The organism is Curtobacterium sp. 9128 (assembly GCF_007673775.1).
In the GTDB taxonomy this organism is placed as follows: Bacteria; Actinomycetota; Actinomycetes; order Actinomycetales; family Microbacteriaceae; genus Curtobacterium.
On the sequence record NZ_VEAF01000001.1, the window covers coordinates 30,942 to 56,684 of the forward strand.

A 25,743-nucleotide genomic window follows, 5' to 3' on the forward strand; every position below is an offset into this window, starting at 1 on the left:
TCGTCGCTGCCCGGGCGCGTCGTCAGGGGTGTCCTGGACGTCCCGGAGGAGGGGTGTCGGGTCGGTCGGGTTCGCCGACAAGGCTATCCCGCGTCGGGCGGGTCGTCGCGGCCGATCCTGCGGCCCGACCCGTGGTCGGCGACCCGGTCTGGAGGCTCGGCCCGCGTCACGCGGGCAGCTCCGGACCGTCGTCGGTGGTCTCCGGGACGCGCACCGGGCCTCCTGTCCGGTCGCCGTCCGCACCACGCACCGTGGTCGTGTCGACCGGCGTTCCGTCCGCCGCCTCGGGTGCGCTCGACGGGGAGTCCCCCGTCGGCGTGCTCGTCGGCACGGTCGTCAGCTTGCGGACGACCGCCGCGGCCGTCGCCGGGCCGACACCGGGCACCTCGCCGATCTCCTCGGCGGTGGCGCCGCGGAGCCGCGCCACGGAGCCGAAGTGCTTGAGGAGCGCGCTCACCCGGCTCGGGCCGAGGCCCGGGATCTCGGACAGCTGCGTGCGGACGTCACGCTTGCGCCGACCGCGCTGGTGGGTGATCGCGAATCGGTGCGCCTCGTCGCGGATGCGCTGGATGAGGAACAGCGCCTCGGAGTTCCGCGGCAGGATCACCGGGAAGTCGTCGTCGGGCAGCCAGAGCTCCTCGAGCCGCTTCGCGATGCCGACGAGCGCGATGTCGGTCACGCCGGCTTCGTCCATCGCCCGCTTGGCGGCCTGCACCTGGGGCTGCCCGCCGTCGACGATGAGCAGCTGCGGCCGGTACGCGAAGCGCTTCGTCGGCTTCTCCACCGCGACCACGCCGTCGGCGTTCTGGTCCGGCTGCTCCGGGAGCTCGGCGTCCTCGTCGAGGCGTGCCAGGCGCCGGGTCAGCACCTGGTGCATGCTGTCGGTGTCGTCGCGGGTCTCGGCGATCGAGTACCGCCGGTACTGGTCCTTGCGGGGCAGACCGTCCTCGAAGACGACCATCGACGCGACCACGTTCGTGCCCTGCAGGTGCGAGATGTCGTAGCACTCCATGCGCAGCGGTGCCTCGGTCATGCCGAGGGCGTCCTGGATGTCCGCCAGGGCGGCGGCGCGCGTGGTGTAGTCGGCCGAGCGCTTCGTCTTGTAGAGCATCAGCGCCTGCTGCGCGTTCTGGGACGCGGTGCGCGCGAGCCCCGCTCGGTCGCCGCGCTGCGCGGTGCTGAGCTTCGTTCCACGCCCGCCGCGCCGGTCGCTGAGCCACTGCTGGAGGGCGTCGGCGTCCTCGGGGAGTTCGGGCACCACGACCTCGCGCGGGGGCACGCTCTCGGCGGTGCCGTCGGCGTAGTTGCCCTGCACGATCTGCTCGACGAGGTCGCCGGTGCTGATGTCGAGCTCCTTGTCGACGACCCACCCGCGGACACCGCGGATGCGGCCGCCGCGGACGCTGAACAGCTGCACGGCGGCGGCGAGCTCGTCCTCGGCGATGCCGAACAGGTCGAGGTCGACCGAGTCGCGGAGCACCACGGCGGACTTCTCGAGCACGGCCTCGAGGGCCTCGACCTGGTCGCGGTACTTCGCGGCCTGCTCGTACTGCATCGCGTCCGCCGAGGCGCCCATCCGCTGCCGGAGCTCCGTGATCACCCGTCGGTCGTAGCTGTTCATGAACCGCACGAACTCCTCGACGAGCGCACGGTGCTCGGCGATCGTGACCCGCTGGGAGCACGGCCCGCCGCACTTGCCGATCTGCCCGGGGAAGCAGGGCTTGCCGGTCTGCATGGCCCGCTTGTACGACGAGTCGGAGCAGGTGCGGATCGGGAAGACCTTGATCATCAGGTCGATGGTGTCGTGCACGGCCCAGATCTTCGGGTACGGACCGAAGTACTTCGCGCCCTTGATCTTCCGGTTCCGCGTCACCATCACGCGGGGCGCTTCGTCCGCCATCGTGATCGCCATGTACGGGTACGACTTGTCGTCGCGGAACTTGACGTTGAAGGGCGGGTCGAACTCCTTGATCCAGGTGTACTCGAGCTGCAGCGCCTCGATCTCGGAACCGACGGTGGTCCACTCGACGCTCTGCGCCGTGAGGACCATCCGCCGGGTGCGCTCGTGCAGGGTCGGCAACGGTGCGAAGTAGTTGCTCAGCCGTGCCCGGAGGTTCTTCGCCTTGCCGACGTAGAGCACCCGCCCGTTGCCGTCACGCCAACGGTAGACACCGGGATCGGTGGGGATCTCCCCCGCCTTCGGACGCCACGGGACGGTGTCCGCCACCTACCGCGCCCCCGCCTTCGACCCGCGCTTCAGGGTGCCCGTCTCGGACACCGTGCGGGCGCCCACCGAGCGCTCCTTGCCGACCCGGGCGTCCTGCGCGTCGAGGATCTCGCGCAGGAAGACGCCGGTGTGGCTCTCCTGGACGTCGGCGACGTGCTCCGGGGTGCCGGTCGCGAGGACCGTCCCGCCGCCGGAGCCGCCCTCGGGACCCATGTCGATGAGCCAGTCGGCGCTCTTGATGACGTCGAGGTTGTGCTCGATCGTGATGACCGTGTTGCCCTTGTCGACCAGGCTCTGGAGGACGAGCAGCAGCTTCCGGACGTCCTCGAAGTGCAGACCCGTCGTCGGCTCGTCGAGCACGTAGACCGTGCGGCCGTTCGAGCGACGCTGCAGCTCGGTCGCGAGCTTCACGCGCTGCGCCTCGCCGCCGGAGAGCGTCGTGGCGCTCTGCCCGAGGCGGACGTAGCCGAGGCCCACGTCGACCAGGGTCGCCATGTAGCGGTGGATCGCGGAGATCGGCGCGAAGAACTCGGCGGCCTCGCTGATGGGCATGTCGAGGACCTCGGAGATGTCCTTGCCCTTGTAGTGCACCTGCAGCGTCTCGCGGTTGTACCGGGCACCGCCGCAGACCTCGCACGCGACGTAGACGTCGGGCAGGAAGTTCATCTCGATCTTGATCGTGCCGTCGCCGGAGCAGTTCTCGCAGCGACCGCCCTTGACGTTGAAGCTGAAGCGACCGGGCTGGTACCCACGCGCCTTCGCCTCCGGCGTCTCGGCGAAGAGCTGCCGGATCCGGTCGAACACCCCGGTGTACGTCGCCGGGTTCGACCGCGGCGTGCGGCCGATGGGCGCCTGGTCGACGTGCACGACCTTGTCGAGCTGGTCGAGGCCCTTGACCCGGGTGTGCTTGCCGGCGATGTGCCGCGCGCCGTTGAGCTGGTTCGCGAGCACCTTGTAGAGGATGTCGTTCACGAGCGTGGACTTGCCGGACCCGCTGACGCCGGTGACCGCGGTGAAGACGCCGAGCGGGAAGTCGACGCTGACCTCTTTCAGGTTGTTCGCCCGGGCGCCCTGCACGCTGATGACCCGGCGCTTGTCGACCTTCCGGCGCTCGGTCGGCATCTCGATGGCGCGGCGGCCGGCGAGGTAGTCGCCGGTGATCGACTCGTGGTTGGCGATGATGCCCTCGTAGGAACCCGAGTGCACGACGTTGCCGCCGTTCACGCCGGCACCGGGACCGATGTCGACGACCCAGTCCGCCGTGCGGATGGTGTCCTCGTCGTGCTCGACGACGATGAGCGTGTTGCCGAGGTTCTTCAGCTTGACGAGGGTGTCGATGAGCCGACGGTTGTCGCGCTGGTGCAGCCCGATGCTCGGCTCGTCGAGGACGTACAGCACGCCGGTGAGCCCGGAGCCGATCTGCGTCGCGAGGCGGATGCGCTGGGCCTCACCACCGGAGAGCGACCCGGCGCCGCGGGACAGCGTGAGGTAGTTGAGGCCGACCTCGAGCAGGAACTCGAGCCGCGCCCGGATCTCGCGCAGCACGGCCGCGGCGATGTGGGCCTCGCGGTCGGTGAGGGTGAGGGTGTCCATGAACGCGTAGGCGCCGTCGAGGCTCATCTCGGTGACGTCCGCGATGCTGCGGTCCGCGACCGTCACGGCGAGGACCTCGGGCTTCAGGCGCGTGCCGTCGCACACGGGGCACGGGACCTCGCGCAGGTAGCCCTGGAACCGCTGCCGCTGCGAGTCCGACTCGGCCTCGGCGAACTTGCGCTCGATGTAGGGCATCACGCCCTCGAAGCCGCTGGTGTAGCGCATCTCGCGACCGAAGCGGTTGCGCCAGGAGACCGAGACCTCGAAGTCCTTGCCGGTCAGGATCGCGGCCTGCACGGACGGGTCGAGCTGGTTCCACGGGGTGTCCAGGCGGAACCCGAGCTCCTTGCCGAGACCGGCCAGGAGCTTCTCGAAGTACGAGTAGAGCCCGCTCGTGCCGGTCCACGGCAGCAGCACGCCGTCGGCGAGCGAGGCCTCGGGGTCGCCGAGCACCAGGTCAGGGTCGACGGACATCCGCGTGCCGAGGCCGGAGCACTCCGGGCACGCGCCGAACGGGGCGTTGAAGGAGAACGTCCGCGGCTCGATCTCGGTCAGCGCGAGCGGGTGGTTGTTCGGGCAGGACAGGTTCTCGGAGTAGGTCCGGACCGCGCCGGGTCCCTCGTGGTCGACGAGGTCGATCGCGACCGTGCCGTTCGTCAGCCGCAGGGCCGTCTCGAGCGAGTCGGTCAGACGACCGAGGATGTCGTCGCTCGCGACCAGGCGGTCCACGATGACGGCGATGTCGTGCTTGACCTGCTTCTTCAGCGTCGGTGGGCTGGCCAGCTGGACCCGCTCGCCGTCCACGATCGCGCGCGAGTAGCCGGACGCCGCGAGCTCCTGGAAGAGGTCGACGAACTCGCCCTTCTTCTTCGACACGATCGGCGCGAGGACCTGGAACCGGGTGCCGGTCTCCTGGGTCATGAGCTGGTCGGCGATCTGCTGCACGGTCTGCTTGCTGATGACCTCGCCGCAGGTCGGGCAGTGCGGGACCCCGATGCGCGCCCAGAGCAGGCGCATGTAGTCGTAGACCTCGGTGATGGTGCCGACCGTCGAACGCGGGTTGCGGTTCGTCGACTTCTGGTCGATGGACACCGCGGGCGACAGGCCCTCGATGAAGTCGACGTCCGGGCGGTCCACCTGGCCGAGGAACTGCCGGGCGTACGCGGACAGGGACTCGACGTAGCGCCGCTGCCCCTCGGCGAAGATCGTGTCGAACGCCAGCGAGGACTTCCCCGACCCGGACAGCCCCGTGAAGACGACGAGCGAGTCCCGCGGGATCTCGAGGTCGACGTCGCGGAGGTTGTGCACCCGGGCGCCGCGCACGCTGAGCGTCGAGCTGCTCTCGGGGGCGGAGACACCGGCGGCGAACCGCTCGGCGGGGTCGAGGTCGGCAGGGGAGGCGGACTCGCCGAAGGCGTTCCGGCCGGGAGTCGCGGTACCGCGGTCAGAGGTGATGGTCATCGCGAACGATTCTACGAAGCCGCTCCGACATCCGCCCGCGGGTCGGCTTCACCCGAGTGCGTCGAGAGCGAACGCCACCCCGGTGACGCGCTCGCTCGCGTGCCACAGTCGCGCCGCCTCGGTCCGGTCGTGCGCACGCGGTTCGGCGTGCACGACCGCCGCGGGACCGCGGAGCTGCAGGGCTCCCCTCGGCCCCCAGTACTCCCCCGAGCGGACGTCGAGACCGACCGCGGCGTGCACGAGCGGCTCGGCGCCGGCGTCCTTCCCCTGGGCGAACAGGTGCTCGCCCGGACGGAGCCAGGCGGGTTCGGCGCGTGCCGGCGTGACCTCGGGCCGTGGCGGACCCAGCGCGTCGAGCGCGAGCCCCGGGTGGGCGACGACGCTCGATACCCGGGAGCCCGCGTCGGCGAGGCGCTGGGCGAGCTCGAACCCGAAGAGCATCACCGCGAGTTTGCTCCTGGCGTACTGCCGGTAACCGGAGTAGACGCCGACCCGCAGGGGGTCGCGTCGGTCGAGGGTCGGCCAGCGGTGCGCGATCGACCCGAGGTGCACCACCCGGCCACCCGTCGCCTCGAGCAGCGGCAGCACCAGGCCGGTGAACGCGAAGTGCCCGAGGTGGTTCGTGCCGATCTGGAGCTCGAAGCCCTGCCGGGTGGTGCGCTGCTGCCGCGACCCGACGACGCCGGCGTTGTTCAGCACCGCGTCGACCGGCCCCAGACCGGCGAGCTCGGTCGCGGCGGCACGCACGCTGTCCAGGTCGGCGAGGTCGACGTGCAGGTGCGCCAGGTCGGCACCGGGAGCGTGCCGGCGGATGCTGCGCTCGGCGGCGGCCGCACGGTCACGACTCCGGGTGGCGAGCACCACGCGGTGACCCGCTGCGGCCAGCTGTTCCGCCGCGTGGTACCCCAGTCCGGCGCTCGCGCCGGTGACGACGACGGTCTGTGCGGAACCGTCAGTTGACATGCCCGGCCGACTCCATCTGCCGCAGGGCCTTCTTGAGGTCCTGCACCTCGTCGCGGAGCCGCGCGGCGAGCTCGAACTTCAGCTCGGTCGCCGCCTGCAGCATCTGGCCGTTGAGGTCGGCGATGGTCGCCTCGAGCTGGGTCGCGCCCTCGCCGGCGATGCCCGTCCGCTTGAGTGACGGGGTCGGGGCACGCCCGCGGTCACGGGCACTGCTCCCCCGGCGTTCGAGGAGCGCCTGGGTGTCGTCGTTCTCGCGCGCGAGCTGCTCGGTGATGTCGCCGATCTTCTTGCGGAGGGGCTGCGGGTCGATGCCGTGCTCGGTGTTGTACGCCACCTGCTTCTCGCGACGGCGATCGGTCTCCTCGATGGCCTGCTTCATCGAGTCGGTCATCTTGTCGGCGTACATCAGCACCTGGCCGGAGACGTTGCGCGCCGCGCGACCGATCGTCTGGATGAGCGAGGTCGACGAGCGGAGGAAGCCCTCCTTGTCGGCGTCGAGGATGGCGACGAGGGAGACCTCGGGCAGGTCGAGGCCTTCACGGAGCAGGTTGATGCCGACGAGCACGTCGTACACGCCCTGACGCAGCTCGGTGAGCAACTCGACGCGCTTCAGGGTGTCGACGTCCGAGTGCAGGTACCGCACGCGGACTCCCGCGTTGCCGAGGAAGTCGGTCAGCTCCTCCGCCATGCGCTTGGTGAGCGTCGTGACGAGGACACGTTCGTCCTTCTCGACGCGCTGCTGGATCTCCTCGAGCAGGTCGTCGATCTGCCCGTCGGATGGCTTGATGACAATCTCGGGGTCGACGAGTCCGGTGGGGCGGATGATCTGTTCCACCACGCTGTCGGTCACGCCGAGTTCGTAGCGACCCGGCGTCGCCGACAGGTAGACCTTCTGCCCGGCGCGCTCGAGGAACTCCTCCCACGTGAGCGGGCGGTTGTCGAGCGCACTCGGCAGGCGGAAGCCGTGGTCGACCAGGGTCCGCTTGCGGGAGGCGTCGCCTTCGTACATCGCGCCGATCTGCGGCACGGTGACGTGCGACTCGTCGATGACGATGAGGAAGTCGTCCGGGAAGTAGTCGAGCAGGCAGTGCGGGGCCTCCCCCGGCAGGCGGCCGTCGACGTGGCGCGAGTAGTTCTCGATGCCGGAGCAGAACCCGATCTGCTCCATCATCTCGATGTCGAACGTCGTCCGCATCCGGAGCCGCTGTGCCTCGAGCAGCTTGCCCTGCCCCTCGAGCTCGGTGAGGCGCTCGGCCAGTTCTTCCTTGATGGTGCCGATCGCGCGGTGCATCACGTCGGTGTCGGCCACGTAGTGCGACGCCGGGAAGATCGACACGGCGTCGAGGTCCTCGATGACACTGCCCGTGAGCGGGTGCAGCGAGCTCAGGGCCTCGACCTCGTCGCCGAACATCTCGATGCGGATCGCGTGCTCTTCGTACATCGGGATGATCTCGATGGTGTCGCCGCGCACCCGGAACGTGCCGCGGGCGAAGTCGACGTCGTTGCGCTGGTACTGCATCGCGACGAAGCGGCGGACGAGCTGGTCACGCGAGATCGTCTGGCCGCGGTGCAGTGCGACCGAGGCGTTCATGTACTGCTCCGGCGTCCCCAGGCCGTAGATGCAGGAGACGGTCGAGACGACCACGACGTCGCGTCGACTCAACAGCGAGTTCGTTGTGGAGTGCCGGAGCCGCTCCACCTCGGCGTTGACCGAGGAGTCCTTCTCGATGAAGGTGTCCGTCTGCGGGACGTAGGCCTCGGGCTGGTAGTAGTCGTAGTACGACACGAAGTACTCGACCGCGTTGTTCGGCAGCAGGCCGCGGAACTCCGTCGCGAGCTGAGCCGCGAGCGTCTTGTTGTGCGCGAGCACGAGCGTGGGGCGCTGCACCTGCTCGATGAGCCACGCGGTGGTGGCGGACTTGCCCGTACCGGTGGCGCCGAGGAGCACCACGTCGGTCTCACCCGCGTTGATCCGACCGGCGAGCTCCGCGATGGCGGCCGGCTGGTCACCGCTCGGCGAGTACTCGCTGATCACCTCGAACGGACGGACCGCGCGGGTGGGTTCGATCGCTACTGCCATGCCTCCAGCGTAGGCGCGACCCCCGACACCGACCGGGCCTGCTCGCCCACGGCGTACCCCGCCGGGGCGAGCGCGTCCCGTGGCCACCGGAACGAACCACAAAGGACGCTGATAGGAATCATGGATACCGTCCCACTCGTTCAGCTTCGGTTGCGACGCCCCCACCGACTCCCCCGACGACCCAAGAGGCACCCATGACGACGGCGACCCCGGTTGCACCGGCGAAGGGCACCCCGTTCCGCGGACGGATCCGCGGGCGCGTGCTCATCCTGCTCTGCTTCATGTACGCGATCTCGTACATCGACCGCACGAACATCTCGACCGCGCTCCCGCACATCACCGCCGAGTTCGGCTTCAACGAGGCCACCGCCGGCCTGATCGTCTCCGCCTTCTCGCTCCCGTACGCCCTGCTGCAGGTGTTCGGCGGCACGATCAGCGAGAAGGCCGGCCCGCGCAGGGCCCTGTTCGTCATCACCGTCATCTGGGGCATCGCGACGCTCTGGACCGGCTTCGCCGTCGGCTTCTGGACCCTGTTCGCCGCGCGGGCCCTGCTCGGGCTCAGCGAGGCGGCCGCCTTCCCCACCGCGACGCAGGCGATGAGCCGGTGGATCCCCCGCGACCGGAACGGCTTCGCGCAGGGCGTGGTGCACTCCGCCGCCCGGCTCGGCAACGCGCTCGCGCCCCTCCTGGTGGCGTGGTTCATCCACATCAGCGGGTGGCGGCTCGCCTTCTTCGCGACCGCGGTGTTGTCCTTCGCCTGGGCCGTGGTGTGGTGGTTCTGGTTCCGGGACAAGCCCGAGTCGGCGAAGGGCATCACGCAGGCCGAGCTCCGCGAGCTCCCGCCGGTCGAGACCCGCGCCACCCGCCCGCCGGTCCCGTGGCGCCAGATGGCGAAGCAGATCCTCCCGGTGACCTTCGTCGACTTCGGCTACGGCTGGACGCTCTGGGTCTTCCTGACCTGGCTGCCGACGTTCCTCAGCTCCACCTACGGCCTCGCGATCGGCTCGTTCGCGCTCTTCACCACGCTCATCCTGCTGGCGGGCGTGGTCGGCGACACCGTCGGCGGCATGCTGAGCGACCGCATCATCCACCGCGGCGGCGACACCAGGAAGGCACGACGGGCGATCCTGGTCGTCGGCCTCGGCGGCTCGCTGCTCTGCCTGATCCCGCTCGTGATCGGCCAAGGCCTCGTCGTCGCGACGATCTCGCTGGCGCTGTCGTTCTTCTTCCTCGAACTCTGCAACGCGAACCTCTGGGCGATCCCGATGGACGTCGCACCGCAGTGGTCGGGCACCGCGTCCGGGTTCATGAACACCGGGTTCGGCATCGCCGGGGTCGTCTCGCCGATCGTCTTCGGGCTGCTCATCGACGCGTCCGGCTGGCAGCTCCCGTTCGCGCTGTCCTGCGTGCTGCTCGGTGCCGCCGCGGTGGTCGCGTGGTTCATGAAGCCGCAGCGGCTCACCGTGACCGACGGCGTCCTCGAGATCGGCACCCCGAAGGCGGAGCAGCAGCGCGCCTCCTGAACGTCGCGGCGGTCGCCCGACGCGGGGACCACCGGACGGGAGGCTCGTGTCGGGCCGGCACCGAGCCTCCCGTCCGTCACGGGCCGGCCCCGGCGAGGACCGGGACGGCGCGGCTAGGCTGCGGCGCGCTCCCGCTCGGCGACTCGCTCCCGCACCGCGACGCGCGCTGCGCGCGCCTTCCGGGACGACAGCGACGGTCGCCCGGTCAGCGGGACGCTGAGCGGCGTCCACCGGAACAGCTCCGTGATCGCGACCGACAGCACCACGACGAGCACGTAGGTCACGAGCGTCAACCACGGTTTCGGGACGAGCGCCTCGAGCGGGCTGGCGCCGTAGAGCAGCAGCCAGATCACCAGGGGGTGGCTCAGGAAGATCCCGAACGAGCGGTCGGATGCGTAGTCGACGGCACGCGCCAGCCGGCTGCCCGGGTCGCGGCGGTCCGCCCAGGCCGCGCCGATCGCCAGGAACGCGACGAACACCACGGTGCTCCAGACCACCTCGATCGGCTGCAGCGGCGTCCCCGCGGCGTACGGCGAGTCGCCGGTGGCCATCTGGACCACGAACACGACCAGGGTGAGCAGCGCCCCGGCAGCGAAGGACCACAGGACCGCGCGACGACGGCGTCGGATGAAGCCGAGGAAGGCATCGGCGTGGTCAGCGGCGATCGCTCCGGAGACGATGAAGAACACGTACGAGAAGAAGAACTGCTTCTGGTACCCCTGCATCCAGGCGTCGGTGGCGGGGAAGTACTTGTAGCAGGCGAAGATGCCGAGCTGCACCACGAACGCGACCACCAGCACCGTGACGTGGTGTCGCCGGGTCGTCCGGACCAGCCACATGACGGCCGGCAGGAGCAGGTAGACCTGCATCGTGACGAGCAGGAAGTACAGGTGGTACTTCGCCGTCCCGGTGACGACCCCGTCGGCGAACGTCGTCACGAGCGCCGGCACGTCGCCGCGCTGCCCCGGGTCGAGCAGCCACGCGGACGCGACGTACACGAAGGACCACGCCAGGTACGGCACCCCGACCAGCAGGAACCGCTTCGGCCAGAACACCGACATCGGCTTCGGGCGGATCGTGTAGCTGTAGACCAGCACGAACGCGGTGAGGGTGAAGAACACCAGGCGGGTGAAGTGCAGCAGTGCCAGGAGCCCGGCGAGGCCGAGGTCGTCGGACGCCATCGTGTGGCTCGTGGTGTGCACGCCCAGCACGCACGCGAACGTGAGGATGCGCAGGACGTCGACCTCGTAGAGGTGCCGCGGTCGCCCCGCGGCCGTCCGGGTCGGCGTCTGCACGCCGGCGGCGGACGACGCCGACGAGGTGCTGGTCGCGGTCACGGGGTCTCCGCCATGGTCCGGACCCGGGCGCGCTGGATCTTGCCGGTCGGCGCGCGCGGCAGGTCGGGCACGACGATGACCTCGACCGGCCGACGGAACCGGGAGAGCTCGGCGGTCGTCCGCGCCGTGAGGTCGGCCACGAGCACCTCGGCGTCGACCGGCTGGTCGGGGTGCGGGATCACGTAGGCGACCGGCACGCTGCCGAGGACGTCGTCAGGCCGGCCGACCACGACGGCCTCGAGGACGCGGGCGTCGCCGAGCAGGACGTCCTCCACCTCGGACGGGTAGACCTTCTCGCCGCCGCGGTTGATCACGTCGTCGGAGCGTCCGGCGAGCGAGACCCAACCGTCCTCGGAGACGGACCCGACGTCGCCGGTGGCGAGCCAGCCGGCGGCGTCGAAGCGCTCCGCGGCCCGGCCGAACAGGTACGACCGGACGATGCCGGGGCCACGGACCCAGAGGGCGCCGACCTCGCCCGCGGGGAGGACGCCGCCGTCGTCGCCGCGCACCTGCACCTCGGTCCCGACGGGGACGCCGACGGTGCCGAGGCGGGCCGGCTCGTCGAGCGGTGTCGCCGTGATCTGACTCGCGCCCTCGGTCATCCCCCAGCTCACGACGAGCGGGACGTCACCGAGCGCGGCGCGCACGGGGTCGGGCAGCGGCGCCGACGCGCTGCGCACGAACCGCAGGCTCGGCGGGAAGTCGAGCGGCCCGGTCTTGGCGAGCACGGCGAGGATCGCCGGCACCGCGTTCAGCCAGGTGATCCGCCGATCGGCGAGGAGCTCCCAGAAGCCCGTGCGGCGGAACCGTCGGTCGAGCACGAGGGTCGACCCCGCCACGAGGGACGCGAGCAGGCCGACGACCTCGGCGTTGACGTGGAAGAGCGGCAGTGAGTTGAAGCCGCGGTCCTCGGGGCCGAGGGCATTGTGCTCCGCCACGGCGCGGGCGACGAAGAGCAGCTGCGACTCCGGCAGCTCGACGCCCTTCGGCGTCCCCGTCGAACCGGACGTGAAGAGCACCACGGAGCCCTCCCCCGGTGCGTCCGGGCTCGTCGCCGGCAGGTCGCCGCCGCGGACTTCGATCGGGAGGCCCGTGGCCGGGTCGACGCGAGCGGACGGCGTCCCCGGGACGGTCGCGTCGGCGTCGCGGTCAGACACCACGATCGAGGCGCCGCCGAGGAGCCCGGCGAGCCGTGCGGGCTCGGTGGTCGGCTGGCCGGTGTCGACCGGCACCGCGCGACGCCCCGTCGCCACCGCGGCGAGGTGCACCACCGCGAAGGACAGCGGGTCGCCGACGTCGACGAGGACCGCGCCGGACGGAGCGATCCCGATGTCGTCGAACGTCGCCGCCCAGGCATCGACCGCGGAGGCGAGCTCGCCGTGGCGCAGGACCCGGTCGGAGCGGGCGTCCTCGAGGAAGACACGGTCGGCGTCGCGCTCGGCTCGGGTCCGGATCAGGTCACGGAGCCCGGCTGGCGCGGGAACGGGCGGTCGGCCATCGTGCTGCACCACCCAATGCTAGTTCGGGTTCCTATGACCGTCCGGAAGGCGTGGGGACCGGCTGGGGCTCGTCCGTGGCGCCGGGCTGCGGGCCCGCCTCGGTCGTGGTCGTCGTCGGGAACCGCCGCAGCAGCCACTGCCACAGCCCGAGCATGCGGGGCTGACCGTCCTCGGCCAACGGGGTCGTGTCCTTGATGGTGCGGGAGTGGGACTGCGCGGGCGTCCCGACACTGATGTCGGTGAGGATCGCGTGCGGGTCCCAGCCCTCCGGTGGCGGCGCGGTGTCCGTGTGCCAGGGCCCGTCGGGGCCACCAGGGGTCGCGGGGCCGTCCAACCCGAGCACCTCCCACGACCCGCGGATCCGCGGACCGAAGACGTCACGGACGTCGTCGATCGCGTACATCCGCGACGCCGGCGTCTGACCCGGGTGGTCCATCCAGGCCGCGTGCACCGGCCCGAGGGACTCCACGGGCGACGAGAACATGAGCGCGCCGAGCACCGGGCGGATGTGCGCGATGTACGCGGCCTCGCCGCCGCCCTGCGAGTGTCCGGCGACGACGATGTCCTGCCAGGCGATGTCGTCCTGGGTCGTGACGAACCGGCCCCACCCGCCCTTCGGGTCGATGTCGTCGAGGTGCGCGATGGCGTCCCGGAAGCGCGACACGATCGAACCGGCCGGCGAGACGTCGCTGAACCGGGAGGGCTGGCTGCCGTCGAAGCGGTTGCGCTGGACGAGACCGTAGCACCGGGGGTCCGCCTCGCACGTCCCCGAGAGGGTCTTGCCGAGGTTCCAGTAGTCGAGCCCGAGCACGTGGTAGCCGTCCCCGAGCGCCGTCGTGAGGAAGCGCTGGTACTGCGCCGGCTTCGCCCGGGTGGCCGGCAGGAAGAGCAGGAGCGGCCCGTCCGAGGCGGTCCGCGCTGCGAAGTCGTCGCGGTTCGGCTCGAGGCGCTCACCGTCGATCGCGCCGAGTCGGAACCGGTGGAACTCGTCCTGCGGCCCGTGGGTGGACCGCGGCCGGGCCTCGGCGCGACCGTGGTCAGCGACGCGCTGCTCGCCTGTGACGTTGGCGGCCACGACGGACGCGACCGCGATCGCGAGCAGCACCACGAACGCGGTGACGATGGTCCACCGGTGCTTCATCCGACGAGCCTCGCCCACACCTCGTCCGCCGACCGCAGGGTCTCCTCGAGGGTGCCGGTGGCGTCCACGACGTGGTCGGCGAGTGCGAGCCGCTCGGCGTCCGACGTCTGGGCACCGATCCGCCGCTCGGCCTCGGCACGGGACATGCCGCGGTGTTCGACGAGGCGTTCCACGCGCTGAGCTGCGGGCGCGTCGACGACCACGACGGCGTCGAAGTGCAGGGGACGGTCGGCGGTCGCTTCGGCGAGCAACGGCACGTCGTAGACGACCGTCGCGTCCGGGTCGGCGGCGTCGAACGCCTGCTGCGCGAGACGCCAGACCTCGGGGTGCGTGATCGCCTCGAGGTCCTTCCGCGCGGCGGGGTCGGCGAACACCACCGCGCCGAGGGCGGGTCGGTCGAGGGACCCGTCGGCGGCGATCACACCGCTGCCGAACCGCTCGGCCACCTTCGCCAGGCCGGGCGTTCCGGGCGCGACCGCGTCCCGGGCGAGCCGGTCAGCGTCCACGACGACGGCACCGTGCTCGGCCCAGCGGCGGGACACGGTCGACTTGCCGGCGGCGATCCCGCCCGTGAGTCCGATGATGCGCACGGCAACAGCGTAGGGGCACCGGGCTCCCGGAACGCCGGAAGCCCGGCACCCTCTCGGGTACCGGGCTTCCGGTGCGCTCAGTGCTGCGTGGACGCAGCACCGGCTCGATCAGTTGGTCGAGCTGAGCTTCTCGCGGAGCGCCGCGAGCGAGGCGTCGTCGGCCAGGGTGCCCTGACCGTTGGTCTCGCTCGTGAACGACGAGGAAGCGCTGGCCGGGAGGTCGAAGCCACCCTGCGCCTCTTCGGTGAGGGACCTGGCGACCTGCGCCTTGTGGGCCTCCCAGCGGCCCTGAGCGGCGGCGTACTGACGCTCCCACTCTTCGCGCTGGGTGTCGTAGCCCTCGAGCCACTCGTTGGTCTCCGGGTCGAAGCCGTCCGGGTACTTGTAGTCGCCCTTGTCGTCGTACTCCGTCGGCATGCCGTAGAGCGCCGGGTCGAACTCGGTGCCCTCGGGGTCGACACCCTCGTTCGCCTGCTTGAGGCTGAGGGAGATGCGACGACGGTCGAGGTCGATGTCGATGATCTTCACGAAGACCTCGTCGCCGACCGCGACGACCTGCTCGGCGAGCTCGACGTGCTTGTTCGAGAGCTCCGAGATGTGGACCAGACCCTCGATGCCGTCGGCAACGCGGACGAACGCACCGAACGGCACGAGCTTCGTGACCTTGCCCGGCGCGATCTGACCGATCGCGTGGGTGCGGGCGAAGACCTGCCACGGGTCCTCCTGGGTGGCCTTGAGCGAGAGCGACACGCGCTCGCGGTCCAGGTCCACCTCGAGGATCTCGACGGTGACTTCCTGACCGACCTCGACGACCTCGCTGGCGTGCTCGATGTGCTTCCAGCTGAGCTCCGAGACGTGGACGAGACCGTCGACGCCACCGAGGTCGACGAACGCACCGAAGTTGACGATCGACGAGACGACGCCCTTGCGGACCTGGCCCTTGTGGAGGTTGTTGAGGAACGTGGTGCGCGACTCGGACTGCGTCTGCTCGAGCAGGGCGCGGCGCGAGAGGACCACGTTGTTGCGGTTCTTGTCGAGCTCGAGGATCTTCGCCTCGATCTCCTGGCCGAGGTACGGCGTGAGGTCGCGGACGCGACGCAGCTCGATGAGCGAGGCCGGGAGGAAGCCGCGGAGACCGATGTCCACGATGAGGCCACCCTTGACGACCTCGATGACGGTGCCGGTGACGACCCCGTCGGACTCCTTGATCTTCTCGACGTCGCCCCACGCACGCTCGTACTGTGCGCGCTTCTTCGACAGGATCAGACGGCCTTCCTTGTCCTCCTTCTGGAGGACCAGGGCCTCAACCTCGTCGCCGACCTCGACGACCTCGTTGGGGTCGACGTCGTGCTTGATCGAGAGCTCACGCGAGGGGATGACGCCCTCGGTCTTGTAACCGACGTCGAGGAGGACCTCGTCGCGGTCGATCTTCACGACGGTGCCGGAGATGAGATCGCCGTCGTTGAAGAACTTCAGGGTCTTCTCGACCTCGGCCAGGAAGTCATCAGCCGAACCGATGTCGTTGATGGCGACCTGCTTAGGAGCCTTGGTCGTAGTGGTTGTCATGTAGAGATTGCTCCGAACGGACATGAGTCGGGCCAGGGCGACGTCAGGAGTCGGGCTCCTGCACGGTGTCGCCGTGGCGGTTGATTGGGTGACGCGGATTGCGCCGCACAAGTCTAACCGGTGCGCGCGACCCCCCACAAGCGGGTGCGCCGTCCGGCGGTTCGGCGTGTCGCGCGCCCGGTCGGGGGCGCGTCGGGGCGCCTTCCAGCCGGTCAGCCGAGGAGCGCCGACCGCAGGGTGTCGAGCCCGATGCTGCCGAGTGCGAGCGCTCGGTGGTGGAAGGCCTTCAGGTCGAACGCGGCGCCCTCCCGCGCGGCGACCTCGTCGCGGATCGACTCCCAGACGCGCTGCCCGACCTTGTACGACGGCGCCTGTCCCGGCCAGCCGAAGTAGCGGGCGACCTCGAAGCGCACGAACGCGTCGTCCATGTTGACGTTCTGCCGCATGAAGTCGAGGGCGTACTCCCACGTCCAGCCGCCGCCGTCCGGGTTCGTCTTCTGCAGGTGCACGCCGATGTCGAGCACGACGCGGGCGGCGCGCATCCGCTGTCCGTCGAGCATGCCGAGCCGGTCGCCCTCGTCGTCGAGGAAGCCGAGCTGCTCCATCAGGCGCTCGGCGTAGAGCGCCCAGCCCTCGACGTGGCCCGACGATCCAGACAGCTGGCGCCGCCAGGTGTTGAGCTCGCCGCGGTTGAACACGCCCTGGCTGATCTGCAGGTGGTGACCGGGGACGCCCTCGTGGTACACCGTGGTCTTCTCGCGCCAGGTCTGGAACTCGGTCACGCCCTGCGGCACCGACCACCACATGCGTCCGGGGCGGGAGAAGTCGTCGGAGGGACCGGAGTAGTAGATCCCGCCCTCCTGCGTCGGCGCGATCCGGCACTCGAGGCGCTTGATCGGGTCGGCGATGTCGAAGTACACGCCGTCCATCGCCCGGATCGAGGCGTCGCTCGTCTCCTGCATCCACCGCTGCAGCGCATCGGTGCCGTGCAGCATCCGCGCGGGGTCGGCGTCGAGCACCCCGACGGCACGCGCGACCGAGGCACCGGGTTCGATGCGCTCGGCGATGCGCTCCTGCTCGTGGCGCATGCGTGCGAGTTCCTCGAGCCCCCACTCGTACGTCTCGTCGAGGTCGACGACGGCCCCGAGGAACCGACGGGAGTGCAGTTCGTAGGCGTCGCGCCCGACGGCGTCCACCGGGGTGGCGAGCGGCATCAGCTCGTGCTCGAGGAAGCGGCCGAACGACCGGTAGGCGGCCGCCGCGACCTCACCGCGTCGGGCGAGTTCTGCGCGGAGGGCGTCCGGGACCGGCGAGCCGTCGTCGAGGACGGCGTCGGCGGCGAGCTGCTGGAAGAAGCCGTCGGGCGCGCCGCTCCTGGCGGCCTGCTCGGCGACGAGCTCCACCTGGCGCCGAGCCGGGGTGACGTCCTCGCGCGTGCCCTGCAGCAGGGTCTCGCGGAAGCCCTCGAGCGCGTCCGGGAGGGCACCGACACGACCGGCGATGTCGGCCCAGTCCGACTCGGTCGCGGTCGGCATCAGGTCGATGACCTCGCGCAACGACTGCGCGGGGCTCGCGATGACGTTGAGGTCGCGCAGGTGGAGCTTCCGGTCGTACGACTCGACGACGAGGTCGAGCTCCGCGGCGAGGTCGGTCTTCGTCACGCGGTCGACGTCGTCCACCGGCTCGGCCGCTGCGAGGGCCCGCGCGGTCGTCCGCGCAGCGTCCGCCATCGCCGCTGCCCCGGCCGGCGAGGTGTCGCCGTACTCCGCGGTGCGCCCCGGGACGCCGATGTACGTGGCGACGGTGGGGTCGAGGTCGACGAGGGTGGACACCCAGTCCTCGGCGACGCGGTCGACGGCGGACGGTTGGCGGACGGGACGCGCTTCGGTCATCCTCCGACCCTACCGACGCACGCCGACGTCCCGCGGTTCCGCAGCTCTGGCGGTCGGCCGCCCGCGCACCCGTTCGGGTTCCGCAACTCACCGCTCACGTTCCCCGAGGTGCCACGACACGCGGGTCCGCGCCGTCGAGGTTCCGCAATCGTGGAACCTCGACGGGTCGAGCCGCAGCACGAACGGGCCGAGCCGCAGCACGAACGGGCCGAGCCGCAGCACGAACAGGCCGAGCCGCAGCGTGGGTCAGTGCGCCGCGGCCTCCCAGTTGGCCCCGAGGCCGACCGAGACGTCGAGCGGCACGGACAGGTCCGCGGCGCCGCCCATCCGGGTGCGGAGGATCTCCTCGACCCGCTCCTGCTCCCCAGGGGCGATCTCGAGGATCAGTTCGTCGTGCACCTGGAGCAGCAGCCGGGAGCCGAGGTCGCCGTCGCGGAGGTCAGCGGCGACACCGAGCATGGCGATCTTCATGATGTCCGCTGCGGAGCCCTGGATCGGCGCGTTGAGGGCGGCGCGCTCGGCGTTCTCGCGGAGGACCCGGTTCGGGCTCTTCAGGTCGGGGAACGGACGACGGCGACCGAAGATCGTCTCCGTGTAGCCGTCCTCGCGCGCCTGCTCGACGACGTTGCGGAGGTAGTCGCGCACCGCGCCGAACCGGGCGAAGTACTCGGTCATGAGCGTCCGGGCCTCGCTCTGCTCGATGCGGAGCTGCTTCGACAGGCCGAACGCGCTCAGCCCGTACGCGAGGCCGTACGACATCGCCTTGACCTTGGTACGCATCTCGGGACTGACGTCGGCGGGCTCCACACCGAAGACGCGGGCGCCGACGAACCGGTGCAGGTCCTCGCCCTCGTTGAACGCCTGGATGAGTCCGGGGTCGCCGGAGAGGTGCGCCATGATGCGCATCTCGATCTGCGAGTAGTCGGCGGTGAGGAGCGTCGTGTACGGCTCGGCGACGGCGAACGCGGACCGGATGCGACGTCCGACGGCGGTCTTCACCGGGATGTTCTGCAGGTTCGGGTCGGTCGAGGACACCCGCCCCGTGCTCGTTCCGGTCTGCTCGTAGCGGGTGTGGATCCGGCCGTCCTCGAGCACGGCGGCGTCGAGGGTGTCGACGATCTGCCGGAGCTTCGTGGCGTCCCGGTGCTGCAGCAGCAGACCGAGGAAGGGGTGCGGGTGCTGGTCCTGCAGGTCCGCGAGGCTCGCGGCGTCGGTCGAGAAGCCGGTCTTGGTCTTGCGGGTCTTCGGCATCGCGAGCTCGGTGAACAGGACCTCCTGCAGCTGCTTCGGCGACCCGAGGTTGACCTCGTGCCCGATCTCGGCGAAGGCCTGCTGCGCGAGCTCCGCCGCACGCTCCCCGAGCTCCTTCGACAGGCCGGTCAGCACGGGGCGGTCGATCCCGACGCCGGTGGTCTCCATCTGGGCGAGCACGGACACGAGCGGCAGCTCGATGTCGTCGAGGACCTGGAGCGATCCGGCGTCGACACGGGCACGCAGGGCAGTGGTCACACGCAGGACGTACCAGGCGTGCACGCCGACGTTCACCGGCTCGGTCTCGGGCACGAGCTGGTTCGGGTCGGCGGTCGGGAGCTCCTCGCCGAGCTCCTGGTAGACCAGGTCGGCCAGCGGCTGACCCTGCTTGCCGGGGTTCGCGAGCCACCCCGTGATCCGGGCGTCGCCGGCGACGCCGCGCACGGTGATCCCGGCCGTGCCGAGCGCCTTCACCGCGGCCTTGGCGTCGTGGAAGTGCTTGGGCGCGTCCGAGGCGAACCAGGCGGCGAGCTGCTCGTAGTCCTTCGCGCCGCTGCCGCCGGGGACGAGGACGGCGTCGTCGTGCGTGGCGATCCCGATCGCGCTGAGTCGACCGTCGATGACCTCCACCGCGACCCCGTACCCGTTCTCGGCGTCGGCGGCGTCCTTCTGGGCGAGCCAGTGCCCGAGCTCCTCGTCGATGAGGGTCTTCACCGCCGGCGGCGCGACGGCGTCGTCGTCGACCCCGCCCTCCACCTGGACGTCGGAGGGCTCACCGGAGCCGGCGACCTTGAAGACGCGGTCGAGCAGCGTGCGGAACTGGAGCTTGGCGAAGAGCTCGCGCACCGCGGCTTCGTCGAGGGGGCGGAGCGCGACGTCCGCGGGGCCGACCGGGAGCTCGACGTCGGTGACGAGGCGGTTGAGCCGGCGGTTGCGGATCGCCCGGTCCTTCTGCTCGCGGAGGTTGTTGCCGACGACGCCCTTGATCTCGTCGGCGTGCTCCAGGACCCCGTCGAGCGAGCCGTACTGCGTGATCCACTTGACGGCCGTCTTCTCACCGACCTTGTCGATGCCGATCAGGTTGTCACTGGTCTCGCCGACGAGCGCGGCGATGTCGGGGTACTGGTGCGGCTCGATGCCGTACCGCTCGTAGACCTTGTCGCGGTCGTAGCGGGTGAGCTCGGAGACGCCGCGGACCGACGGGTAGAGCAGCGTGACGTCGTCGTTCACGAGCTGGATCGAGTCGCGGTCCCCGGAGACGACGTACACCTGGTACCCCTGGGCGGCACCCTGGGACGAGAGCGTCGCGAGGATGTCGTCGGCCTCGTAGTCCTCCTTCGTCACCGTCGTGATGCCCATCGCCTCGAGCGCCTGCTGCAGCAGCGGGATCTGCCCCTTGAACTCGGCGGGGGTCTCGGAGCGGGTGCCCTTGTACTCCTCGTACTCACGCGTGCGGAACGAGAACCGGGAGATGTCGAACGCGACCGCGAGGTGTGTCGGCTTCTCGCGCTGCAGGAGCATGAGGAGCATCGAGATGAAGCCGTGGATGGCGTTGGTGTGCTGGCCTTCGCGGTTGACGAAGCTGTCCACCGGGAGCGCGTAGAAGGCCCGGAAGGCGAGCGAATGGCCGTCGATGACCATGAGGGTAGGCTTTGCGGAGTCCGACACCCGGACAGCCTACCGACGCCATCCGACACGGGAGTGCCAGCGCGTGACCGACGAAGCGACCACCACCGGAGCCGTCGACGAGCGCCTCGCCGAGCGCGGCCTGGGCGAACTCGCCGAGAAGATGGGCATGGTGGTCACGGAGCTCACCGCCGAGCGTGCCGTCGGTTCGATCCCGGTCGAGGGCAATCGGCAGCCGGTCGGCCTGCTGCACGGTGGTGCCTACGTCGTGCTCGCCGAGAGCCTCGGCTCGATGGCCGCGAACGTCCATGCCGGCCCGGGCCGCTACGCCGTCGGCATCGAGCTGAACGCCTCGCACTCCCGCAGCGCGACGAGCGGCACCGTGACCGGGACGTGCACCGCCATCCACCTCGGCAACACGCTCACGACGCACGAGATCGTCCTCACCGACGACCAGGGCCGGCGCTGCTCGACGGTGCGCATCACGAACATGATCCGCGAGCGGCGCTGACGCCTCAGTCCTCCGGTGGGCGCTGCAACAGCAGGCGGGCGTCGCCGAAGCCGAGCCGCCGGTAGAGCCGCTCGCCGTCGATGCTCGAGTGCACGCTGACCCGCTCGACACCGAGACCGTCGGCGATCTCGAGCAGGTGCGCCACGAGTCGTCCGGCGACGCCCTGGCCGCGGAGCTCCGGGTGCACGTAGACGGTCTGGAGCTCCGCCGCGATCCGTCCGCCGGCGCGGTGCGGCGCCGGCGGCCGCGGGTGCACGGCCAGCCACGCCATCCCGAGGACGACGCCGTCGCGCTCGGCGACCACGCACCGGTGCGAGTCCCGGTGCTCACGCTCGAACGCGGCCATCGCCGCCCGGTACTCGTCGGGGGTCTGGACGGGTTCGCGGACGTCCTCGACGGTGTTCCACCGCCAGCGCAGGTCGGCCACCGCCGGCATGTCGGTCGGACGGGAGGCACGGATCACGACGTCGTTCACGGCTCCACCTTCGCAGAGGGCCGGCTCCACGGCACATGCGGTCGCGACGCGTTATGGTCGGCTCGTGGGGAACACCGTGACGTTGACCGTGCTCGCCGGGACACCGGGCTCCGGGACCGAACCCGGCGTCCGTGCCGGGGACCTCGACCTCGACGCCGTCACCGGCGAGTGGGAGGTCCAGTGGCTGCTGCCCTTCCTCTGGATGGGGCTGGTCCCCGACACCTGGTGGGCAGCGCACTGCGAGCGGCTCCTGGCCGCGCTCGACGCCGGCGAGGACGAGTCCCCCGACCTGACCGACGTGGTCGTGTCCTGGCCGGTGGCGGAGGCCGCGTTCCGCTCCCGGCTCGACGCGGTCCTCCGGGTCTGGCCGGAGGTGCGTGCTCCAGCGGAGCGGTTCATCGGCGACGTCGCCTCGGTCGCGGAACGGACGTCCGACCCGGCGATCCGCCTGCAGCTCGACCAGCTGGTGACGGCGTCGTGGGGCGACCCGACCGAGCTCGGCCAGTACGCCTCCGACGTGCTCCTCGACGCGGACCAGTGGGATGCCCCACGCCGGAGCGACGACGGCCGGATGTCGGAGCTGCACCGCGCCGTCGCGGCCGACGAACCGGAGCGGACGTTCCTCCTCGCCGGGGAGTGGACGTACGGCGGGTCCCCGGCTCCCGGGGACGAACCCGCTCCCCTGCCGGAACCGGCACGCCCGGCACTGCACGACGCGCGGGCGGACGCGCGTGGCGCGACACCGCGGGTCCCCCGACCGTCGTGGATCGACGAGCGGCAGTGGGCGGCGCGCTACGGCGTCCACGGTGAGGACCTGTGGGAGATCGCGGCCGAGCGGTCCGGCGCGACCACGAGCGTCTGGCCCTGGCACTGGGCGGTGGTCATCGCCGTGGTGTTCGCCGTCGTGACGTGGCTCGTGGTCGGCATGTTCAGCGACAGCATGGTCTGGGCCGTCGTCGGCGGGGTCGTCGTCCTCGTGGGCGTGCTCGCCCTCTGGGGGCGGGCGGCCGCGCGGGCCCGTCGGGCCGAGCGGGCGGCGGACCGGGCGGCCGTGCAGACCCGTCGCGCCTAGCGGTCGGCGGGCGGGGCGTCCGTGCGGGCCATCTCGACGAGCCGGTCGAGCGCCTCGCCGAGGTCGTCGTGCCACGTGCCTGGCGACCACGGGCCGCCGCGCTCGTCCGTGCCCCACACGTGCCACCGACCGTCCTGCTCCTCGAGCGCGGCGGCGTCGGACCGGGTGGGTTCGCCGGGCCAGCGGACGCGCAGCCGCTCGTCGGCAACGACCCGACGTGCCTCGTCGAGGTCGCTGAACGGCAGCGCCTTCCGCCACTGGTCGACGACGACGCCGATCCGCCGACCGGCGGTGCCGTCCCAGTCGACGTCGAACCCGTGGTCGGTGAGGACCTCGGCGACCTGGTGCCCGGCGGCGAGGTGGGAGCGTTCGGTGATCGCGGCTTCGCCACGGCTCGAGAGCATGGCCTTCGCGACGAGGTCCTGGTCGATGTCGGGCGCGGGGCGGAACGACCCGAACGCCAGGCGCAGCACGTGGCGGTCCAGGCAGAGTCCCTCGGCGTCCTGGGCATGGAAGTACACGTAGGCCCACTCCCGGAACCCACCGGGGGCGTCACGGTCCGGCGTGCGCAGGTCACGTGCCTCGCGGAACCCGTCGGCCTGGTCGACGCCGAGGGCCGTGCCGGTCACGAAGCCGAGCGTCCGGAGCTGCCGGAACGCGCGCTGCAACCGGTCGTGCTGGCTGGTGTCGGGCCTCCACGACCGTTCCTCCCGGCGCCGTGCATCCCAGATCGGGCGTGCGCGACCGACCACGGCCGACCGGAACGCGGCTTCGTCGGGGACGTCGTCGGCGTACCACTCGACGACGGCCTCGACGACGTCGTCGAACCGGAGGAACCCCGGGAGCAGGTGCTCGGAGACGGCCTCGTCGATCATCTCGTCGTCGGGTTCGACCTCGTCGAGGACGTCGTAGGCGGTCTGGTCGATGCCGTCGTCGACGGGCTTCCGCCGCCACCGGTCGAAGAACCCCACGGCACGGATCCTACGGTGGGATCAGGCCTGCGTGACGACCTTGGCGTGTCCGCGGTCGTCGACGAACACGTAGGCGGCACCCGCGGAACCGAGGTTCACGCCCAACGGCTCCTCGTCGAGCATCGCCAGGAAGCGGTACCCGTCCGGGGTCTCGTCCTCCTGGATCCACGGGGGCGATCCGCCCCACTGGCCGGCGACCGTGACCCCGTCCGCTCGTGCCCTGGTCACGGCGTCGACGTGCTCGCTCGCGTCCGTTCGGCGCACGCCGAGGAGCCAGGGCCGTCCGGGGACGACCGCGGTGTCGGACGGCGAAGTGGGGGCCTCGGCGAGCCGGAGGTCGCGGCCACCCGTGACGATCGCGGCGTTGCACCCCGAGTCCGGGTCCCAGGACGCGCACGTGCCGGGGTCCACCTGGCAGAGGAACACCAGGACCAGGGCACCGCGGTCCTCCAGCTGGGCCGTGAACTGCATCGGCTCGTCGTGTTCGGCACACCGCGGCCAGCGGAACCCCTCCGGCACGGCGGGGAGGCCCCCGAGTCGCGACGACACGAGCGGCGCCGGGACGTCGGACCGGTACGCGCCGAGGAGCCGTACGTCGTTCCGGGGCGCGCTCGCCGGGACGCGCCGTGGTCTCGATCCGGCGGCGACGACGGCCACGCGCGTGGTCTCCGGAGCGCCCTCGCGGGTGATCGCGACGAGGACCGAGGGATCGACCGTGGCGAGCTCCCACCGGCGGAGCGGCTGCTGGTGATCACGTCCTGACGGCGAGTACGGGATCGCCGCCTCGTCGTCCCTGAGGAGCCGGTCCTCGAGCAGCGCGACGTCCAGGGCCGGGTACCCGGCGGCAGCGGCCTGGTCCGCGACGCGTCCGGCAGCGCGCCGTGCGATCGTCCGTCGACGGGCCCGTGCCCCGTGGAACAGCACCAGGTGGAGCAGGTGCGCGACGACGAGGAACGGGACGACCCAGAGCGCCGCGAGGAGGAACGACGCACCGACCCTGTGGTGCTCCCAGGCGTTGAAGAAGATGCCCAGCGCGAGGAACGCGAGGACGCCGAGCGTGTAGGCGACGGCGTACACACCGGTGAAGGCGCGCGACCCGGGTGGCGTGCGGACCGCGGCGACGTCGCTCGTGTCGACCACGACGTCGGGCAGCACGGTCGAGTGGTCGTCGGTCATCGTGGTCCCCCGAATGTGATGGACCGCCAGGGTACCGGGGCGGGAACGACGACGACGCCGCCGGAGGCCGGCGGCGTCGTCGCGAAGCGTGTGGAGTGCGTGCCTACTTCTTGGCGCTGAGCTGCTCGATGATCGCCTTCGCGACGTCGTGCATGGTCAGACGGCGGTCCATCGAGGCCTTCTGGATCCAGCGGAACGCCTCGGGCTCGGTGAGGCCCATCTTCTCGTTCAGCAGGCCCTTGGCGCGGTCGACGAGCTTGCGGGTCTCGAAGCGCTCGACGAGGTCGGCGACCTCGGCCTCGAGCGTGATGATCTGCTGGTGCCGCGAGAGGGCGATCTCGATCGCGGGGAGCAGGTCGTTCGGGGTGAAGGGCTTCACCACGTAGGCGAGCGCACCGGCTTCGGTCGCACGCTCGACGAGTTCCTTCTGGCTGAACGCCGTCAGGAGCACGACGGGGGCGATGTGGTTCTTCGAGAGCTTCTCGGCCGCGGAGATGCCGTCGAGCTGGGGCATCTTGACGTCCATGATGACCAGGTCGGGGCGGAGGTCGGTCGCGAGCTGCACGGCGGTCTCCCCGTCTCCGGCCTCACCGACGACGTCGAAGCCGTTGTCACGGAGGATCTCGACGATGTCCAGGCGGATGAGCGACTCGTCCTCAGCGACGACGACGCGACGGGGTGCTGTTGCAGTTGCTTCTGAGTCACTCACGACCCAGAGCCTACTAGACACCGGAACTGCCGCGTTCCATCTGTCGTGGACGAGCCGGTTCTGGACGAGTGGCGGGTCTG

At 71.0% G+C, this 25,743-nt stretch carries 18 protein-coding genes; 3 read left to right on the plus strand and 15 right to left on the minus strand.

Going from position 1 to position 25,743, the window contains the following annotated elements; all coding sequences use genetic code 11:
* Positions 1 to 166: 166 nt before the first annotated feature.
* From uvrC to uvrB, 4 genes are read right to left on the minus strand one after another with little or no spacing between them, the layout of a single operon-like run.
* Positions 167 to 2,227 (minus strand): excinuclease ABC subunit UvrC, encoded by a 2,061-nt coding sequence (gene uvrC, locus FS641_RS00150; RefSeq protein ID WP_144758244.1) that lies wholly within the window; start codon positions 2,225 to 2,227, stop codon positions 167 to 169.
* Complete coding sequence (uvrA, locus tag FS641_RS00155; protein WP_144758246.1) at positions 2,228 to 5,281, minus strand: excinuclease ABC subunit UvrA; 3,054 nt, start codon at positions 5,279 to 5,281, stop codon at positions 2,228 to 2,230. It abuts the gene before it with no gap.
* A gap of 48 nt (positions 5,282 to 5,329) precedes the next feature.
* On the minus strand, positions 5,330 to 6,244 hold the full coding sequence (locus FS641_RS00160; protein WP_144758247.1) for an SDR family NAD(P)-dependent oxidoreductase: 915 nt from the start codon (positions 6,242 to 6,244) through the stop codon (positions 5,330 to 5,332).
* The gene (uvrB, locus tag FS641_RS00165) at positions 6,234 to 8,312 is read right to left on the minus strand and encodes an excinuclease ABC subunit UvrB (protein ID WP_144759738.1); all 2,079 of its coding nucleotides are present in this window, start codon (positions 8,310 to 8,312) and stop codon (positions 6,234 to 6,236) included. Before uvrB ends, FS641_RS00160 begins: the two co-directional genes overlap by 11 nt.
* A gap of 206 nt (positions 8,313 to 8,518) precedes the next feature.
* On the opposite strand from uvrB, the gene FS641_RS00170 reads away from it, so the two are divergent.
* The gene (locus tag FS641_RS00170) at positions 8,519 to 9,847 is read left to right on the plus strand and encodes an MFS transporter (RefSeq protein ID WP_144758249.1); all 1,329 of its coding nucleotides are present in this window, start codon (positions 8,519 to 8,521) and stop codon (positions 9,845 to 9,847) included.
* Positions 9,848 to 9,960: 113 nt separating this feature from the next.
* On the opposite strand, the gene FS641_RS00175 is transcribed toward FS641_RS00170, so the two are convergent.
* The 7 genes from FS641_RS00175 to polA form a co-directional block, all read right to left on the minus strand.
* Complete coding sequence (locus tag FS641_RS00175) at positions 9,961 to 11,184, minus strand: acyltransferase (protein ID WP_144758251.1); 1,224 nt, start codon at positions 11,182 to 11,184, stop codon at positions 9,961 to 9,963.
* On the minus strand, positions 11,181 to 12,692 hold the full coding sequence (locus FS641_RS00180) for a class I adenylate-forming enzyme family protein (protein WP_186317504.1): 1,512 nt from the start codon (positions 12,690 to 12,692) through the stop codon (positions 11,181 to 11,183). Before FS641_RS00180 ends, FS641_RS00175 begins: the two co-directional genes overlap by 4 nt.
* A gap of 22 nt (positions 12,693 to 12,714) precedes the next feature.
* Complete coding sequence (locus FS641_RS00185; RefSeq protein WP_144758255.1) at positions 12,715 to 13,824, minus strand: BPSS1187 family protein; 1,110 nt, start codon at positions 13,822 to 13,824, stop codon at positions 12,715 to 12,717.
* Positions 13,821 to 14,414: a dephospho-CoA kinase gene (gene coaE, locus FS641_RS00190; protein ID WP_144758257.1), complete on the minus strand. Its 594-nt coding sequence runs from the start codon at positions 14,412 to 14,414 to the stop codon at positions 13,821 to 13,823. Before coaE ends, FS641_RS00185 begins: the two co-directional genes overlap by 4 nt.
* A 108-nt stretch (positions 14,415 to 14,522) precedes the next feature.
* On the minus strand, positions 14,523 to 15,980 hold the full coding sequence (gene rpsA, locus FS641_RS00195) for a 30S ribosomal protein S1 (RefSeq protein ID WP_144758259.1): 1,458 nt from the start codon (positions 15,978 to 15,980) through the stop codon (positions 14,523 to 14,525).
* 212 nt (positions 15,981 to 16,192) lie between these two features.
* The gene (locus tag FS641_RS00200) at positions 16,193 to 17,872 is read right to left on the minus strand and encodes a DUF885 domain-containing protein (protein WP_144758261.1); all 1,680 of its coding nucleotides are present in this window, start codon (positions 17,870 to 17,872) and stop codon (positions 16,193 to 16,195) included.
* Between the two features lie 246 nt (positions 17,873 to 18,118).
* Positions 18,119 to 20,791: a DNA polymerase I gene (polA, locus tag FS641_RS00205; RefSeq protein WP_144758263.1), complete on the minus strand. Its 2,673-nt coding sequence runs from the start codon at positions 20,789 to 20,791 to the stop codon at positions 18,119 to 18,121.
* A gap of 43 nt (positions 20,792 to 20,834) precedes the next feature.
* Here polA and FS641_RS00210 point away from each other — a divergent pair, with 43 nt between their 5' ends.
* Positions 20,835 to 21,260 (plus strand): PaaI family thioesterase, encoded by a 426-nt coding sequence (locus FS641_RS00210; RefSeq protein ID WP_260855540.1) that lies wholly within the window; start codon positions 20,835 to 20,837, stop codon positions 21,258 to 21,260.
* 4 nt (positions 21,261 to 21,264) lie between these two features.
* On the opposite strand, the gene FS641_RS00215 is transcribed toward FS641_RS00210, so the two are convergent.
* Positions 21,265 to 21,735, minus strand: a complete 471-nt coding sequence (locus FS641_RS00215) for a GNAT family N-acetyltransferase (RefSeq protein ID WP_144758267.1) — start codon at positions 21,733 to 21,735, stop codon at positions 21,265 to 21,267.
* A gap of 64 nt (positions 21,736 to 21,799) precedes the next feature.
* Here FS641_RS00215 and FS641_RS00220 point away from each other — a divergent pair, with 64 nt between their 5' ends.
* Positions 21,800 to 22,807 carry a hypothetical protein gene (locus FS641_RS00220; RefSeq protein ID WP_144758269.1) on the plus strand — a complete coding sequence of 336 codons (1,008 nt, stop codon included), beginning with the start codon at positions 21,800 to 21,802 and terminating at the stop codon, positions 22,805 to 22,807.
* Here the strand turns inward: FS641_RS00220 and FS641_RS00225 are convergent.
* The 3 genes from FS641_RS00225 to FS641_RS00235 form a co-directional block, all read right to left on the minus strand.
* Positions 22,804 to 23,778 (minus strand): DUF6891 domain-containing protein, encoded by a 975-nt coding sequence (locus FS641_RS00225; protein WP_144758270.1) that lies wholly within the window; start codon positions 23,776 to 23,778, stop codon positions 22,804 to 22,806. The genes FS641_RS00220 and FS641_RS00225 overlap by 4 nt on opposite strands.
* A gap of 21 nt (positions 23,779 to 23,799) precedes the next feature.
* Positions 23,800 to 24,954 carry a DUF1963 domain-containing protein gene (locus tag FS641_RS00230; protein WP_144758272.1) on the minus strand — a complete coding sequence of 385 codons (1,155 nt, stop codon included), beginning with the start codon at positions 24,952 to 24,954 and terminating at the stop codon, positions 23,800 to 23,802.
* Between the two features lie 103 nt (positions 24,955 to 25,057).
* The gene (locus tag FS641_RS00235) at positions 25,058 to 25,663 is read right to left on the minus strand and encodes an ANTAR domain-containing response regulator (protein ID WP_144758275.1); all 606 of its coding nucleotides are present in this window, start codon (positions 25,661 to 25,663) and stop codon (positions 25,058 to 25,060) included.
* Positions 25,664 to 25,743 lie beyond the last annotated feature (80 nt).